Annotated in this window: 14 protein-coding genes and 2 tRNA genes; 8 read left to right on the forward strand and 8 right to left on the reverse strand. The window is 41.6% G+C overall.

What is annotated here, in order from left to right:
* Window positions 1-77 precede the first annotated feature (77 nt).
* Both G3T18_RS18660 and G3T18_RS18665 read left to right on the forward strand, forming a co-directional pair.
* The gene (locus G3T18_RS18660) at window positions 78-1,250 is read left to right on the forward strand and encodes an RNA-guided endonuclease InsQ/TnpB family protein (protein ID WP_224412095.1); all 1,173 of its coding nucleotides are present in this window, start codon (window positions 78-80) and stop codon (window positions 1,248-1,250) included.
* Window positions 1,251-1,285: 35 nt separating this feature from the next.
* Entirely contained in the window at window positions 1,286-1,477 is a 192-nt protein-coding gene (locus tag G3T18_RS18665) for a helix-turn-helix domain-containing protein (protein ID WP_224412132.1), read from the forward strand.
* Window positions 1,478-1,833: 356 nt separating this feature from the next.
* Here the strand turns inward: G3T18_RS18665 and G3T18_RS18670 are convergent, their stop codons facing one another.
* Both G3T18_RS18670 and G3T18_RS18675 read right to left on the reverse strand, forming a co-directional pair.
* Window positions 1,834-3,318 (reverse strand): hemolysin family protein, encoded by a 1,485-nt coding sequence (locus G3T18_RS18670; RefSeq protein WP_397333967.1) that lies wholly within the window; start codon window positions 3,316-3,318, stop codon window positions 1,834-1,836.
* Between the two features lie 23 nt (window positions 3,319-3,341).
* Entirely contained in the window at window positions 3,342-4,076 is a 735-nt protein-coding gene (locus G3T18_RS18675) for a hypothetical protein (protein ID WP_224412096.1), read from the reverse strand.
* A 357-nt stretch (window positions 4,077-4,433) separates the two neighbouring features.
* Here G3T18_RS18675 and G3T18_RS18680 point away from each other — a divergent pair.
* A tRNA-Ile gene (locus G3T18_RS18680) sits at window positions 4,434-4,506 on the forward strand.
* 22 nt (window positions 4,507-4,528) lie between these two features.
* On the opposite strand, the gene G3T18_RS18685 is transcribed toward G3T18_RS18680, so the two are convergent.
* Window positions 4,529-4,966, reverse strand: coding sequence for a hypothetical protein (locus G3T18_RS18685; RefSeq protein ID WP_224412097.1), 438 nt, complete (start codon window positions 4,964-4,966; stop codon window positions 4,529-4,531).
* A gap of 89 nt (window positions 4,967-5,055) precedes the next feature.
* Between G3T18_RS18685 and pyrE the strand changes: the two genes are divergently transcribed.
* A complete protein-coding gene (pyrE, locus tag G3T18_RS18690) occupies window positions 5,056-5,649 on the forward strand; it encodes an orotate phosphoribosyltransferase (protein WP_224412098.1) in 594 nt (197 codons plus the stop codon).
* A 138-nt stretch (window positions 5,650-5,787) separates the two neighbouring features.
* Here pyrE and G3T18_RS18695 read toward each other — a convergent pair whose 3' ends face one another.
* Window positions 5,788-6,489: a M41 family metallopeptidase gene (locus G3T18_RS18695; RefSeq protein ID WP_224412099.1), complete on the reverse strand. Its 702-nt coding sequence runs from the start codon at window positions 6,487-6,489 to the stop codon at window positions 5,788-5,790.
* A gap of 221 nt (window positions 6,490-6,710) precedes the next feature.
* Window positions 6,711-6,890 carry a hypothetical protein gene (locus G3T18_RS18700; protein ID WP_224412100.1) on the reverse strand — a complete coding sequence of 60 codons (180 nt, stop codon included), beginning with the start codon at window positions 6,888-6,890 and terminating at the stop codon, window positions 6,711-6,713.
* 944 nt (window positions 6,891-7,834) lie between these two features.
* Between G3T18_RS18700 and G3T18_RS18705 the strand changes: the two genes are divergently transcribed.
* From G3T18_RS18705 to G3T18_RS18715, 3 genes are all read left to right on the forward strand, one after another.
* Complete coding sequence (locus G3T18_RS18705) at window positions 7,835-8,539, forward strand: pentapeptide repeat-containing protein (RefSeq protein ID WP_224412101.1); 705 nt, start codon at window positions 7,835-7,837, stop codon at window positions 8,537-8,539.
* Window positions 8,540-8,740: 201 nt separating this feature from the next.
* Complete coding sequence (locus G3T18_RS18710; RefSeq protein WP_224412102.1) at window positions 8,741-11,056, forward strand: ComEC/Rec2 family competence protein; 2,316 nt, start codon at window positions 8,741-8,743, stop codon at window positions 11,054-11,056.
* A gap of 69 nt (window positions 11,057-11,125) precedes the next feature.
* Window positions 11,126-11,212, forward strand: a tRNA-Ser gene (locus tag G3T18_RS18715).
* Between the two features lie 19 nt (window positions 11,213-11,231).
* On the opposite strand, the gene G3T18_RS18720 is transcribed toward G3T18_RS18715, so the two are convergent.
* Window positions 11,232-11,552: a hypothetical protein gene (locus G3T18_RS18720; protein ID WP_224412103.1), complete on the reverse strand. Its 321-nt coding sequence runs from the start codon at window positions 11,550-11,552 to the stop codon at window positions 11,232-11,234.
* Window positions 11,553-11,809: 257 nt separating this feature from the next.
* Between G3T18_RS18720 and G3T18_RS18725 the strand changes: the two genes are divergently transcribed.
* Window positions 11,810-12,694: a GGDEF domain-containing protein gene (locus tag G3T18_RS18725; RefSeq protein ID WP_224412104.1), complete on the forward strand. Its 885-nt coding sequence runs from the start codon at window positions 11,810-11,812 to the stop codon at window positions 12,692-12,694.
* Between the two features lie 16 nt (window positions 12,695-12,710).
* On the opposite strand, the gene G3T18_RS18730 is transcribed toward G3T18_RS18725, so the two are convergent.
* Together G3T18_RS18730 and G3T18_RS18735 are read right to left on the reverse strand one after the other, a co-directional pair.
* On the reverse strand, window positions 12,711-13,157 hold the full coding sequence (locus tag G3T18_RS18730) for an MgtC/SapB family protein (protein WP_224412105.1): 447 nt from the start codon (window positions 13,155-13,157) through the stop codon (window positions 12,711-12,713).
* An 80-nt stretch (window positions 13,158-13,237) separates the two neighbouring features.
* A complete protein-coding gene (locus tag G3T18_RS18735) occupies window positions 13,238-14,251 on the reverse strand; it encodes a hypothetical protein (protein WP_224412106.1) in 1,014 nt (337 codons plus the stop codon).
* Between the last annotated feature and the right edge of the window lie 119 nt (window positions 14,252-14,370).

Genomic DNA, 14,370 nt, shown 5'->3' on the forward strand with positions numbered 1-14,370 from the left:
TTTAGGTGGAGGATGTACCTTGCGCCTTATTTCCTTTTTGTGCTATAATTAATTTATCATTAATACTTTTTACGGTAATGTTGAAAGCAACAAAGTTCCGAATCTACCCAACCGCAGAGCAAAGATACCATCTTGCTCAAAGCTTCGGTTGCTGCCGATTTGCCTGGAACTACGCTCTCAACCTTACCAATGAAGCCTACAAAGCAACGGGAAAAGGTCTAAATCGCTTCGCTATTCAAAAAGAGATAACTAATCTCAAGAAAGAGTACGAATGGATGAACGAGCCTTATTCTCAATGCCTACAAGTAGTCGCCCTCAACCTTTCTAGAGCCTTTATTAACTTCTTTGAGGGGAGAGCATCTTTCCCCCAGTTCAAATCAAAGCATCGCAACCAGTCAATCAGCTATCCTCAAAACGTTTCTATCGTAGAAGACGGTATAAAATTCCCAAAGATGGGAGTGATGTATGCCAAGATACATAGACCTATTGAGGGAAAAATCAAGACGGTTACGGTGTCGATGAATGCTTTGGGTCAATACTTTGCGTCTGTCTTGGTTGATGATGAAAAAGATATTCCTGAAAAGTCAGTTGAAGGAAAAGCTGTTGGTATTGATTTAGGTTTGACTCATTTTGCTATTACCAGTGATGGTTCTAAATTTGATAATCCTCGTTGGATAGTGAAACATGAACGCAACCTAAGAGCCAAGCAAAAGAGGTTATCTAGGAGACAGAAGGGTTCTAATAGTCGCAACAAAACCCGTAAACAAGTAGCGGGAGTGCATAACAAAATATCAAGATGCAGAGAGGATTTCCACCATAAGCTATCACGCAGGATAGTGGACGAGAACCAAGTCATTGTTGTGGAAAATCTAGCTGTCAAAAACATGGTCAAGAATCACTGTCTCGCTAAAGCAATTAGTCAGGTGGGTTGGGGTCAATTCTGTACTATGTTGAAGTATAAAGCTGAGTGGGAAGGAAAGGTTTACATTGAAGTAGATAGATTCTTCCCTAGCTCTAAAACCTGCAACGTTTGCCTCAATCAAGTAAGAAGCCTTCCCCTTGATGTGAGGACTTGGCAGTGTCAGAAGTGCCAGACTACGCACGATCGAGACGTAAATGCTGCTAAGAACATCAGAGATGAAGGACTGCGTATTTTATCCTCTGGAACGGGGGAGATCGCCTATCGCCCAGATGTAAGACGGGATAGTAGAGGACGCAAGAAATCTACTATTTCGCAGTCTGTTGGATAGGAAGCCTCACGCCTTCAGGCTGAGGTAGTTCACGAATTAAAGAGTTTGCTGGTGAAAAAGGCTGGACGTTGAAAGAAGTTTCCCAGCGATCGGGTGTACCATATAGTACAGTGAAAACCTATACTCGCTTACCGGAGAGAAACACCGTTGACTTGTCTTCACTGCAAAAGCTAGCACGAACCTTTGACGTTTTAATCGAAGACTTATTTGAGGTTATTGAAGAGTAAGTTAAGTTAACCTTTTTGAGGTAACAAAACGCGCTAAAACAGTTAAGCTGTAGGAAGTTGCTTAATTTCTTCTTGCGTCATATCTTCAATTAAATCTTGAGCAAATTCCCAAATAGGTTTATCTGTTTCATTGATTTTCCTTTCCTGTAAGTCATGCTCAACCGCTTCTTTAAGACAATTGAATACAGTCTCTAAGGACTGCGCTTGAAATTTTCCGGCTGCTAAATCAGGACAAGAAACTGTGTAGCCGACTTCTGTTTTTTTCGATAGAAATATTTATTTTGTAAGTCATAGTTATGCAAAATTTTATTGCTTGTGAAACTTTGAACCAAAAACATATCTAACAATAAATCCTTCTAACTTTCCTCATCTGTAGCTTCTAAAGTGGTATCCGGAGAAACAGATTCATCAGGAATTATTGGATCTTCTGGGGTAATTATTTCAGCTAATTGTTCCGCATTAGCTTCGCGCTTATGGATGCGAATTTTATGCAAACGAGGTCCTTCGGCCGCAACTACAGTTAGTTCGAGATTATCAAAATGAAGAGTTTCTCCTTGAGTAGGAATCTTTTGTAACTCGTAAAGTAAAAAACCACTGAGAGTTTGATATTCGTCAGTTATTGGTAAATCAATATCCAAAAGTTCATTAACTTCTTCGAGATCCATTTGTGCTTCAACAAGGAAAGTTTGCTCGTCAAGCATTTGTAAAGCAACTACTTCTGGATTTTCTAATTCAGCTTCATCGCCGATAATTTCTGCTACTAAATCGTTAAGCGTAACTAAACCAGCAGTACCACCAAACTCATCAACAACCATTACCATTTTCAAGTGCGATCGCTGCATCAAAGGCAAAAGTTCGCTCAATGGTGTAAACTCAGAAACAAACCTCGCTGGACGCACCCAAGGTAAAATCGGCGTATCTGGAGACAAGTGACCTTGGGCTAAAGGTTTAGCTAACTTTTTGAAATTAATAATCCCGCGAATATCATCCAAAGAATCGCCTGTTACCGGATAACGAGAATAACCGTTAGCAGAAACTTCATTGAGCAAAGTTGCAAACGTAGCGGTGCTAGGAATTGCGCGTAAATTCGTTCGCGGAACCATCACTTCTTGGGCTAAAACTTCACCAAACTCAAAGACATTATTGAGTAACTCTCTTTCCTCAGCTTCTAAACCAATAGACTCGCGTTCAGTAGTAATAATTAGCTGTAACTCTTCCGGTGTAACTCGATTGTACCAACCTTGACCTGCATATTGAATACCTCCCAAGCGTAAAAGCCAGCGAGTAGATTGATTCAAAATCCAGATAAAAGGATTAAAAATGCGCGCGATCGCCAAACTCGGCGGACCGAAAAACCGTGCTAATTGCTCAGAATAAAGCAAAGCCACCGATTTTGGACAAAGTTCGCCCAAAACAATTTGCAAATAAGCAATCAAGAAAAACGCGATCGGGATAGCCAAAGAATGAGCGATCGCCTCTTTCATACTCATCGGTAAAGGTAAATTAACCATCGCGACTGTAACTAATACAGCCATTGTACTTTCACCGATCCAACCCAGAGCCAAACTCGAAAGCGTAATCCCGATTTGAGTCGTCGAAAGCAGACGGTCAATACTGCGATGTAAAGATTGTACCGTTTGAGCTTGGACATCGCCCGCTTCCACCAACTGATTAATCCGCGATCGCCGCACCGAAACAATCGAAAACTCAGCCGTCACAAAAAAAGCATTAATCGCAATCAGCAGCAGCACCGACAACAAACGAACCAGCACATCTTGACCAGTAAGCTCGACGTGAGGAAGATTCGCCAATAAATCGAAAACAAAGCCAAACATTAACATCCAGATTTAGGTAAGAGCCTAACCTACCTCACAACTGGAATATCAGACAATTTAAGCTGAAGTTTTTGGTCGGGATAATCAGTCAAAGCCATAGATAACTGTTGCGAGTCTTCTAACAAAGCTGTAGGAATTCTTACTGTACCAGAAAATTTCTCTCCATTAGCAGGCAATTCTCCCGGTAAACCTTCAGTAATCGCACTCAGTGCTTTCCCTTGGTCATCTCTCACATCCAAGAAACTATAGAGAAAGCGCACCACTTCCTCCCCATCATTCTGAAGATTCACCTTGAGTAACATCGAACCTCCCTCTTGTTTAGCTTCCACAACTTCCACGACCACCCCGCGATCTTGACTTTTAATGGGAAAGTTCTCATTAGCGCTGGCGATCTGCTCCTCGTCCTCATTATCCTCCGACTCAGCTCGATCGGATTCGTTGTTTTCAGCTTTAGTTTCTGCTTCTTGCTCTTGTTTTTGCTCTTTTTCTTTCTTTTCCTGTTCTGCTTCTTCTTTACCCTTACCGTTGACGTAATCATTAACCACCGAAAGAATTTCTTCTTCGCTTAAGATTGCTATTCCCTCTTTACCCGGGTTAGCTTGCTTGTCAGTCGCCAGTTTTTTCGTCGGGCTAACATCCGGTTGACTAACTCCTTTGAGGGCTTCATGACCTAGTGTAAAGCCCCACAAACCACTGACAAAACCGGAACCTAACATCATTGTCAGCAAAATTAAAGTAAGCGCTACAGTTGAATTGAGTTTCATAACACGACGAGGAACGTAGTTATCAGTTATCAGTTATCAGTTATCAGTGAACAGTGACCAGTTATCAGTTATGCAGTTATCAGTGACCAGTTATCAGTGACCAGTTATCAGTTATCAGTTATCAGTTATCAGTTATGCAGTTATCAGTTATCAGTTTATTCTCCGTTATCAGTTATCAGTGACCAGTTATCAGTTTATTCTCCCCCTCCTCCCAGTCAGCGATCGCCAATTCCAGCTTCCCAAATTTACCCACCTTGCTATAATAATACTTGCACAATCTTTCGAGATGGTTTTCAGGAAAACTACAACCGAAAAAATTTACTGTTTGCGAAAATCGGGTTGTGCAAGCCAACACCTCCAGGGTTGGCCGAGCGGTTGAGGCAGCGAACTCATAATTCGCGCAAGGCAGGTTCGACTCCTGCACCCTGGATTGACAAAAAGACAAAAATATGTTATCGCAAAGGCAGTCTTTCAAAGACGAACTCACCGCCAATGACAGGTTGACCTAGCGCTCGATAAGATGGATTGAGTCGCAAAGAAGTTTCAAAAGGATTGCGTAAGTCAGGAGTTCGGATGATTGGATCGCTGGCAACCTGTTGATAAAGTAGATCTCGATAAAGAAGATCAACCAATTCTAAGTCACGATTGATTTCGTTTTCGATATAAGAAGCCCGTGTAATTGAGCCGGGTCCAAAGATAAAATCAATCTGACGGCGGAAAGTGACAGTGTTATCGAAGAAATTTTCTGACTCGTTATTCAAAGCGCGTTCAATCAAGTCAGGAATTGGTTCTGTTGAGATCGTGGTTTGCGCGATCGCCTCTGCCGCAAATAAACTGGCAGTAGCAGTAAAAGCTAAACTCGCAAACAAATTAAATAGCCGATTTGACATAGCTAACCGATAAGATAGTTAATTGTCCTCATTTTAAGGGAATCTTTGCGAGGAAAGATACTTCTGACCTCAAGTTTTCTAATTGTCCTATGAATAATCAATCAACTCTCTATCCCTCTCCACAACGTCAGATTTTACTCGATTTGTTTGCGCGACTGGCTTATACCGAGGGCGATTTTGTCCTTTCTTCCGGACAAAAGAGTTCTTACTACCTCAATGGTAAACAAGTTACTCTCCGGGCTGAAGGAGCTTTAGCTGTGGGACAATTATTGCTACCGATGTTACCCGCAGATACCCAAGCAGTAGCTGGTTTGACTTTGGGTGCAGATCCGATGGTAACAGCAGTAAGTGTACTTTCGGCATTGGCAAATCGACCGATACCAGCTTTAATTATTCGTAAACAAGCCAAGGGACACGGAACCAAAGCTTACATTGAAGGTCCGAGTTTGTCACCTGATGCAAAAGTTGTCGTTTTGGAGGATGTGGTGACGACGGGTAAGTCAGCTATGCAAGCAGTTGAACGTTTGCGGGATGTGGGTTACAAAGTCGAGCAAATTATTGCTTTGGTAGACAGACAGCAAGGCGGTGCAGAATTTTATCAGTCTGTCGGGTTACAATTTAAGTCAGTATTCGCAATTACTGAAATTCAAGAATATGCTCGTGCTCTTGCCAAAAAAGCTTAAGTCTTTTTCGCCAAGTGAAAGTATATTCGCGCATCGCTTCAATGTCAAAACAAGAATAAAAGTTACCATAGCTTCCACCAAGGACGCTTTTTGAGTTTAAGTCTTTCGAGTGGATTCCTAATTCCCAATCCCTAATTCCTAAGAGGCGATCGCGTCAATTTCTCCACAGTTTTCCTGGATAATTTGGGCGCATTTTTGTACCGGAGTGCGTTTTGTCATTGCTTCTACTAAAGCTTCGTAAGCTAAAGCATATTTTTCAATTAAAGTTTTCGCTTCTTGGAGCGCCCAAGCTTCTTTTTGCTGATATTCTGCTTCTCGATGAGAAAAATCGCTCAAAGCTTGCTTAACTTTGGCTCGATCTTCATCACCGCCTTCTACAGTACCGTAAATTATACTTTCTGCGGCAATGCCTGCCATCCAAACTGTACAAAAACGATCTAAAAGCAAGCGCATCTCTCCCGGTGCCATCGCCTTTTTTTCTAACGCTTTTGTGTTAAATTTTACCCCACCTACTCCCGATTGTCCTTGCTGAAATGCTTCCCAAGCATTCAACGTGTAACCTTCGATGGGAATACCGAGAAAATAGGCTACCAAAAAATGTCCTGCTTCGTGACAGACAATTCTTTGGCGATGTTGAGGAGAAAAAGACGATACCCAGTCTAAAAATAAGTTAGCACCTTTCCCCTGCCAACTGAGAGTGTCTACAGTTATTAAACTTAATACTCCCAAGGTGCTAGCGGCGGGGAGAATCGGGTTAATATTCAAGATCGGCGCTAATAACACCGAAAGCGTCATCGCAAAAATGCCAATAGCAATGATATATAAAGCTGTTTGTTGCATTTATCAATCTTTTGTTGTCAATTGTCAATTCTCAGTTGCAGGTAAAATTTACCCGACAACTTAAATTAATGTTACGACTAATTGACAAATCTTGGCTAATGATATCTCAAAAATCTTGTCTCCACTGGCGAACCTAACATTTACGGTAAACTCTTTGCTGACACGGAATGACGCAATCGAGAGACACCGCCGAATTTGTCTACATTGACTTTTGCTCCCAATTAGGATTGAGCAATGTTTTCCCGTGCAACTTGATTCTCTATTGCTTGTCGCTCTTTCGTTTCGCCGAGATATGCCGCGATCGCTTCTAACCAATTCATTGTCAGCAACCTCGGTAACAAAATACACATTGCTGTGTTGAAAATAGTCATCAAGACTAAATAAAACCAAATCATATCCATAATTTTTTCTTCTCTCTAACTTACTTTTATGTTATTCTTCTTACCAATTTGGTTATGTTAATTATCTAACTAATTTCTTGACTTTGAAACACAAAAATGGTTTGAATTACTTTTGATTCTCATAAGTTTTTCTAACCATTGCTGCAAATATTAAGTAATATCAAAAAAAATGGTCAGTTAAGTAAAATGTTGCTATCATATCGGCTAAATAAGTAGATAGCCAAGCTGAGAAAAACCCCAACAGCATTGGCTGATGGGGTAAATTTGTCGTTTTGGGAGGATTACCAAGTAAGATTGTTCAGTGTAGCGCGACTCTGGGAGACGGCTTTCTCGAGTTAGAGGCAGCGAAGAAATAATCTTGCTCTGGGATAGCTATTGTGTTGGCACTCTTATGGGTAGCAAGTTCCCAACAGGAGATTGGCACAACCAGGGGCCAAAAGAAGGTAGCTATAAAGATTGCACTCCAGGAGATAAGATCGGTTTTGGGTGTAGTGGTATCCAAGAAAAAAGCTACCAAGCAAATAGAACTAACCACAAGGGCTACGATTGAGTAAAACACAACAGCACTCTCAAACATCTCGATCGCCTCTTTTTCAGCCGAAACACTATAATTTCAATATCTCCTGTTTTGGGATTTAGTGACGCGATCGCTATCTCAGCCCAACTGTGAGTTAGATCGCTTTTTTTAGTGACGGCAGAAATAAGTTTCCAGCGAGCAAGTACCCCTCACAGCAGTGATTTAGATTACATGAGTTTTGACCAAAATAAGCTAACTAGAGCGCAGAGCATGAAAGAAATCGAGCAGAGATCGAACTCAAGCCAGCTCAAAGCGATCGCTACACCACCGAAGAAATAGCATAAAAACTAGCACCAAGAATCTCCTTTGCCTCAACTAGAAAATTAGATCGACGATAATTAAAGAAAAAACTTACCAAGATTCAGAAATGAAACGAAAAATTTTAGCTACTACTTTCTTTTTAGCTTCCGCATGTTTAACTGCCCCAGTTTCCGCCGCCAACCCAGAACATCTTACCAGATTATTTCAAGAGCGCGAATGTCGTGGCTGCGATCTCAGTGGCGCTAACTTAAGATTTTTTGACTTAAGTAATACCGATCTTCGAGATGCGTTTCTCGAAAGTGCAGATTTGCGTGGTGCAAACTTGAGTGGAGCAAGATTAGTCGCCGCCAATTTAACCAATGCTAATCTAACAGGAGTTAATTTTAGTAATGCCGACTTACAAGGTGCGATCCTCAGCAATAGCCTTTTATTTGGTGCCAATCTTGCAGGTGCAAACTTAGCAAATGTAAGATTGACCAATGCCAATTTAATCGATACGAACCTGATTAGTGCTGAGTGGAATAATTATTACTGGCAAAATAATCAACTTAACGAAATAGGTAGTGAAAATTTGACGAGAGCAAATCTTAGCGGCTTAAACCTTGCCGGCGCAGATTTAAGTAGAATAGACCTAAGAGGCGCAGATTTAAGCAATAGTAACTTGAGAGATGCCAATTTTCAGCATAGCGATCTCCGGAATGCCGATCTCAGAAATGCTAATCTCACACAAGCAGATTTCGACGGTGCTGACATAGAAGGAGCATTGCTATGCGGTGCCATCAAACCAAACGGAAAAAGGATTGACTGTTAAAAAAACAAATTCCCCTAACTACGCTAATCGCGTCTTTCAGGGGAAGTATTGTGAAAACTACTACTTAGTTATTGATTTTGACCGATTCAGTAACTTTTTCCCTCTATCTAAAGTTTTACTTCCCGAAAAATTTGGGTTATTAGCCCCGTCCTTATAGGACGGCTTTATGGTTTACTAGGGTTAAAGCTGGGTTTAAAAGCAATGAAAAGTAGTAGCGCGGCTGCTGTTTTAGGTTTGGCTTATATTTGTGGTTTGCTGTCTACGACAGTTTTAGGTTATCCTGCTCGTGAGGCGGCTTGGTGGCAGTGGATTGGATTAAGTTTAGGTATTGCAATTTGCGGTGTTTTAGTTGCGAAATTTATCCATCGCTTTTGGCGCACGGGACCGAGGAAAAAAGTTTGGCTGTTAGCTGGTTTAATTGCGGCTTTAGCAGTTGTTTATTTTTGGTTGCGGATACCTCACCCAGTCAAAAATGATGTGAGTCGTTATGTAGAAAATGCCCCAGAAGAGGTTACTATTCAAGGTGAGATTTTAACTGAGCCGCGTTTAACGAGAAGCGATCGCGCTTTTTTTTGGTTTGAGGCGACGCAACTAAATGAAAATGAGTCGGTATCGGGTAAGTTATACGTTACTCTTCCGCTCTTGCAAGCTACAGGTTTATATCCAGGTCAAAACCTAGCGGTTTCTGGTAGATTATATCAGCCTAACCCTGCTCCCAATCCAGGCGCGTTTGATTTCAGTGCTTATCTCGCTCGTGAAGGTGCTTTTGCGGGTTTGAGCGGTAGAGAAGTAATTTTGCCTGAAACCGAAGTAAAACCGCCTTGGGGCTGGTGGAAGCTACGACAGCGTATTATCCGCGCCCAAATACGCTGGTTAGGTAGTCCGAAAGGACAATTAGTTAGTTCGATGGTTTTGGGCAGGCGAGCGGTAGATTTACCTTACGATCTTCGCGATCGCTTTGTTAAGGCTGGGTTGGCTCATGTTTTAGCGGCTTCGGGTTTTCATGTTTCTTTGCTTTTGGGTGTGGTTTTGGGCTTAACAGCGCGATTTTCGGCGAAAACTCAGTTTGTAGTGGGGGCGATAACTTTATTTATTTACGTTGGTTTAACTGGTTTGCAAGCTTCGGTAATGCGGGCGGCTTTAATGGGATTTGGGGCACTATTTGCTTTAGTCGTAGGGAAGAAACGTAAACCTTTAGGTTTATTGCTGCTAGCGGCGATAGCGCTACTATTGTTTAATCCTCTCTGGATTCGGGATTTAGGATTTCAACTTAGCTTTTTAGCAACACTAGGATTAATTGTTACAGTACCAGTAGTGACAAAATGGTTGGATTGGCTACCTCCAGCGATCGCCGCTTTATTTACTGTCCCAATTGCGGCAAGTTTGTGGACTTTACCGCTCGTTATCTATGTTTTTCATGTTGTCGCACCTTATACAATTCCCGCGAATATCGCTGCGATGCCGTTAGTGGCGATCGTCAGTCTGGGTGGCTTTCTCAGCGCTTTCGTGGCGATCGTTTTTCCGATCGCAGGTAGCACCCTGGCTGAATTACTCAATTACCCGAGCGAGTGGCTAATCTCGATTGTCGAATATTTTACCAATTTGCCGAATAGTTCCTTCGCCGTGGGGAAAATTTCTCTTTTCAGTTTAATTGCTCTTTACGGATTACTTGCTTTAGTCTGGTGGAATAAAAAATGGCAACGTCGCTGGTGGTTGGTAACTTTGATGGCTTTGTTACTGTTAATCGTGCCTTTTTGGTTTCGACAAGCAACTTTGTTTCAACTAACTTTGCTTGCCACCGAAAATGAGCCAGTGTTAGTAATTCAAGACCGACGTGCTGTCACTTTAATTAATAGTGGCGATCTAGAAACAGCGCAGTATACAGTGTTACCTTTCCTCCGTCAGCAAGGAATTAATCAATTAGATTGGGCAGTAGCTTTAGATGTACAATCTCCAGAAGAAAGCGGTTGGCAGCTAATTTTGAGTGAATTGCCTGTAACTAATTTTCTCTATAATACAGTTGCAGGGCAAAAACCCTTACCAGAAGATAACCCGATCGCCACAGCGATACCAGCGCAAACTTTAGAAACAGGTAGTAGCGTCTTACTCAAACGTAACTTAATCCGCTTAATTAGTAGCGAACCTCCAGTATTAGAGTTACAACTAGGCAAGCAAACATGGTTATTGGTAGGCGAGAGTCAGTATACCAAACCAGAGCAACTAGCCGAACAACTTCAATCAGCGCGATCGCTAATGCAAACCCTAGACAAACAAAATCTCGACTTGAAAGTGTTACTGTTCTCAGGTAACAACATCCGCTTAGACTGGTTAGAGACACTACAACCAAAAATCGCGATCGCCTCTACCAGAAATATCGCCCCCCATATCCTCCAAACCTTATCTGAAAACAAGATTAAATTCTACATGACAAGTCGCGATGGTGCTATCCAATGGACTCCTGGAGGTGGTTTCCAAACTACTCACTCAATAGTCGATCGCGACGCTTCTTTATTTTAAGGCGATCGCTCCTCTCTACTAGTCAATTACCCCAAAAATCAGTAAAATAGCAAAAGACCAACATCTCGTGGAGAGGTGGCAGAGTGGTTGAATGCGACGGTCTCGAAAACCGTTAAGGCGGCAACGTCTTCGAGGGTTCAAATCCCTCCCTCTCCGTACCTAAGAAAAAATTAACTTACTCAACGCGATCGTGTTGGTGATTTTGGTGATTTTGATGATTTTGGTGCAAATGCTCTGTAGAGTTAAATTGCCAGAGTCCCATTCCAGTAACGCAATAATTAGCCAATCCCATCGATACCACACCAACACTAGCTAATCCCATTGATACTGCACCAGTCGAAACTATACCCATTGGGACTACACCAACGGAAACCACACCCATCGGGATAACCCCAACTGAAATTATCCCATGAGGAGCAATCCCAATAGCAATAATTCCATGAGCTGCAATTCCAAAAGAAACAAGCTTTTTTTTCCTATCGGCTGCCATAATCATCTGCGTGACTTTGCCAACCGAGATGATAAAGCAGTTTTCTCTACTTTGTCCAAAGACAAGCTGTCATACTGATGTTTTAAGCATCAACCTTTAGCTGTCAAGAAACAACAGTTCCCCAGCATCAAATTTGTCAACAATAATTTAAATTTCTTAAATAGTACAACTTAAATATCCTTAGCTTAGTGACACCATAACTGAAATTACAGATTATAATTGATCGTCGAAAGTAAAAAGTATTTCACCTCTTCCTCTTAGCAGTGAAAATTATTTCATATTTACAACAAATCCCCAAGCCGATAATTTTTGGCATTGGCATTATCCAATTGCTACTTATCGGGACAATTGATTATCTAGTAATTAACCATATTAGTCTGGCGATTTTTTATTTATTGCCGATTATTTTTACTACCTGGTTTTGGCATGAAATTGCCGGTATGGTTATTTCCTTTTTAAGTGCAGTTGCTTGGTTGAATGCCTACTATGCTGAAGAAGTTTGTTTGACTTTAAATCCGTCAATTCCTTATTGGAATGCGGCAGTAAGATTTAGTTTCTTTATCATTATTACCCACTTATTGGCAGCCCAAAAACGTGCCTACGATCGTGAAAAAGATTTCGCTAGAAGCGATTCGTTAACTGGAGTTGCTAATAGAAGATTCTTTTTTGAAATGCTCGAAGATGAAATCAAACGCAATCATCGCTACAAAAGTCCCCTAACTCTTGCTTATTTGGATGTGGATGATTTTAAAACAGTTAACGATCGCTATGGTCATAATAAGGGCGATCAGTTACTATGCTTGATCGGTACGGTTTTAACGAGGGAAACCCGTGACACAGATATAGTAGCTCGTATGGGTGGAGATGAATTTGCGTTATTGTTAACAGAAACCGATTACGAATCAGCCGAAAAAGCTTTGGTAAGAATTGTATCTAAACTGATAGAAGCAGTACAAATTCAGTCTTTCCCGGTAGGATTTAGTGTCGGTGCGGTGACGTTAGTAGAGTTTGTGCAATTAGCGAATACAGTTCACTTAGCACAATCGATTCTCAAACAAGCAGATACGTTAATGTATGCTGTGAAAGAAACTGGCAAAAATAGGATCAAACACGAACTTTTTGGAGAAAATGAACTGGATGTAGTATAGACAGAGCAAATCGCACTTACTCGAATTTTTTAAAGATTTGCAAGACAATCACTGATATTCCGGTAGCAATTAAGCCAATCTGCCACAAACCACAACTAGCAAGGATTCCGAAGCTAGCAGAAACCCAAAGGGCTGCGGCAGAAGTTAAACCGCGAACCCGAAATTCCCCTGTTTCTGGTTGAGATTGGCTGACAATTTCGCCAGCACCTAAAAAACCGACTCCAGAGACTACTCCCTGAATTATTCGACTAAAAGCATCTACGCTTTCTTCAGCTATTCCTAACTGAATCGGTACAAGTACGAATAAAGCTGAACCAATACTAACTAAGATATGAGTTCTGAAACCCGCAGGTTTTTCTCTACTTTCTCGTTCCCAACCAATCACTGCTCCAAACAGCAGGGCAAAACCTAATCTTAGAATGACGCTTAGTAAGCTTTGAGAAGTTAGTAAATCTTGTGACACTGAACAAATTTGCTGGAATTGCTTTACGCCAAATTGAATGAAAAATTAGGGTGGGCAAACTGCCCACCTCGAAAAAGATCCTACTCTTGGTTTGTTTCTATCGGAGAAAACATTCTAGTATCTGGGGAATATTCCCAGGCAATGCCTTCTGGATCTTTGCTTTGGCTCCACTCTGCAAAATCTGCGTCGGTTTTACGCTTGCCGACGGTACTGGAATGAACTTCTAGCCGTTTGGCTAATTCGGCTTGAATTATACCTTGAGCAGCATTTTCTGACTTTTGTTCGCTCTCGGTTGAAGCTTTTTGTTCTTCCTCGCTGGCTACTTTTTCAGTGTCAACTGAGGTGCTGGGGGTATCGGTTTCCTTTTCCACAGGTGATTCAACTGAGGTGCTGGGGGTATCGGTTTCCTTTTCCACAGGTGATTTAACTGGGGTGCTAGCGGTATCTGTTTCTATTTGTGAAGATACTTCGGTTTCCTTTTCTACAGATGATTTAACTGGGGTGCTAGCGGTATCTGTTTCTATTTGTGAAGATACTTCGGTTTCCTTTTCCACAGGTGATTCAACTGGGGTGCTAGCGGTATCTGTTGTTGCTTTTTGAGAAACTTCTTCTTCGTTGTCGAGTAGTTTGGCTACTTCTGTCGCAGATGTTCGTTTTCCTGCGGGTAGTTTTTCTGGCTCAAATTCTAACTCCGATGTGGGTTCGCTTTGGTCAAAAATACTGCCTAAAGCGCTAGCAGTAAGAAAATAATAGACAATACCTTTGCCTTCGTAGTTTTTTCGCTGCGCCCCATATTCTTCTGCTTTCTTTTCTAAGAAGCGTTTAGCACTGTTGGCAGTTAAGTTTGCTTTCAAGGATAAATCAAGTGGCGTTATACAACCCTGATTTTCGGTGATTAATTGACTAAACAAGGGGTTGACTTTTTGGCTCCACTGTCTCCATTGATGTTCTTGCCACATTTTAAAAGCAATGGCTAGCAATGCTAGTCCCAAGAGCAGGGGCCACGCTTTTAAAATTAAGACGATCGCCAATGCTATGGGGAGAATGAGAATAAGAATGCCAGCAGCATTACCTTCTATTCCTTTTCCGGTCATATTAGCGCGATAATTAGATTAATAGTTGCGAAATTTTTGGTCAATCTTTGCCTTTTTGTGATATTGACATCAGCTAGCAAAGTAAGGGGATTGAGATTTGGGTCTTAACTGTCCTATGT

The sequence above is a fragment of the Oscillatoria salina IIICB1 genome, assembly GCF_020144665.1.
In the GTDB taxonomy this organism is placed as follows: domain Bacteria; phylum Cyanobacteriota; class Cyanobacteriia; order Cyanobacteriales; family SIO1D9; genus IIICB1.

Excerpts from the sequence above, each read along its gene's own strand:
- G3T18_RS18685 (WP_224412097.1), bottom strand. The coding sequence starts at position 4,966 with ATGTCAAATCGGCTATTTAATTTGTTTGCGAGTTTAGCTTTTACTGCT.
- G3T18_RS18695 (WP_224412099.1), bottom strand. The coding sequence starts at position 6,489 with ATGCAACAAACAGCTTTATATATCATTGCTATTGGCATTTTTGCGATG.
- G3T18_RS18660 (WP_224412095.1), top strand. The coding sequence starts at position 78 with ATGTTGAAAGCAACAAAGTTCCGAATCTACCCAACCGCAGAGCAAAGA.
- G3T18_RS18670 (WP_397333967.1), bottom strand. The coding sequence starts at position 3,318 with ATGTTAATGTTTGGCTTTGTTTTCGATTTATTGGCGAATCTTCCTCAC.
- G3T18_RS18675 (WP_224412096.1), bottom strand. The coding sequence starts at position 4,076 with ATGAAACTCAATTCAACTGTAGCGCTTACTTTAATTTTGCTGACAATG.
- pyrE (WP_224412098.1), top strand. The coding sequence starts at position 5,056 with ATGAATAATCAATCAACTCTCTATCCCTCTCCACAACGTCAGATTTTA.
- G3T18_RS18700 (WP_224412100.1), bottom strand. The coding sequence starts at position 6,890 with ATGGATATGATTTGGTTTTATTTAGTCTTGATGACTATTTTCAACACA.
- G3T18_RS18720 (WP_224412103.1), bottom strand. The coding sequence starts at position 11,552 with ATGATTATGGCAGCCGATAGGAAAAAAAAGCTTGTTTCTTTTGGAATT.
- G3T18_RS18735 (WP_224412106.1), bottom strand. The coding sequence starts at position 14,251 with ATGACCGGAAAAGGAATAGAAGGTAATGCTGCTGGCATTCTTATTCTC.
- G3T18_RS18705 (WP_224412101.1), top strand. The coding sequence starts at position 7,835 with ATGAAACGAAAAATTTTAGCTACTACTTTCTTTTTAGCTTCCGCATGT.
- G3T18_RS18710 (WP_224412102.1), top strand. The coding sequence starts at position 8,741 with ATGAAAAGTAGTAGCGCGGCTGCTGTTTTAGGTTTGGCTTATATTTGT.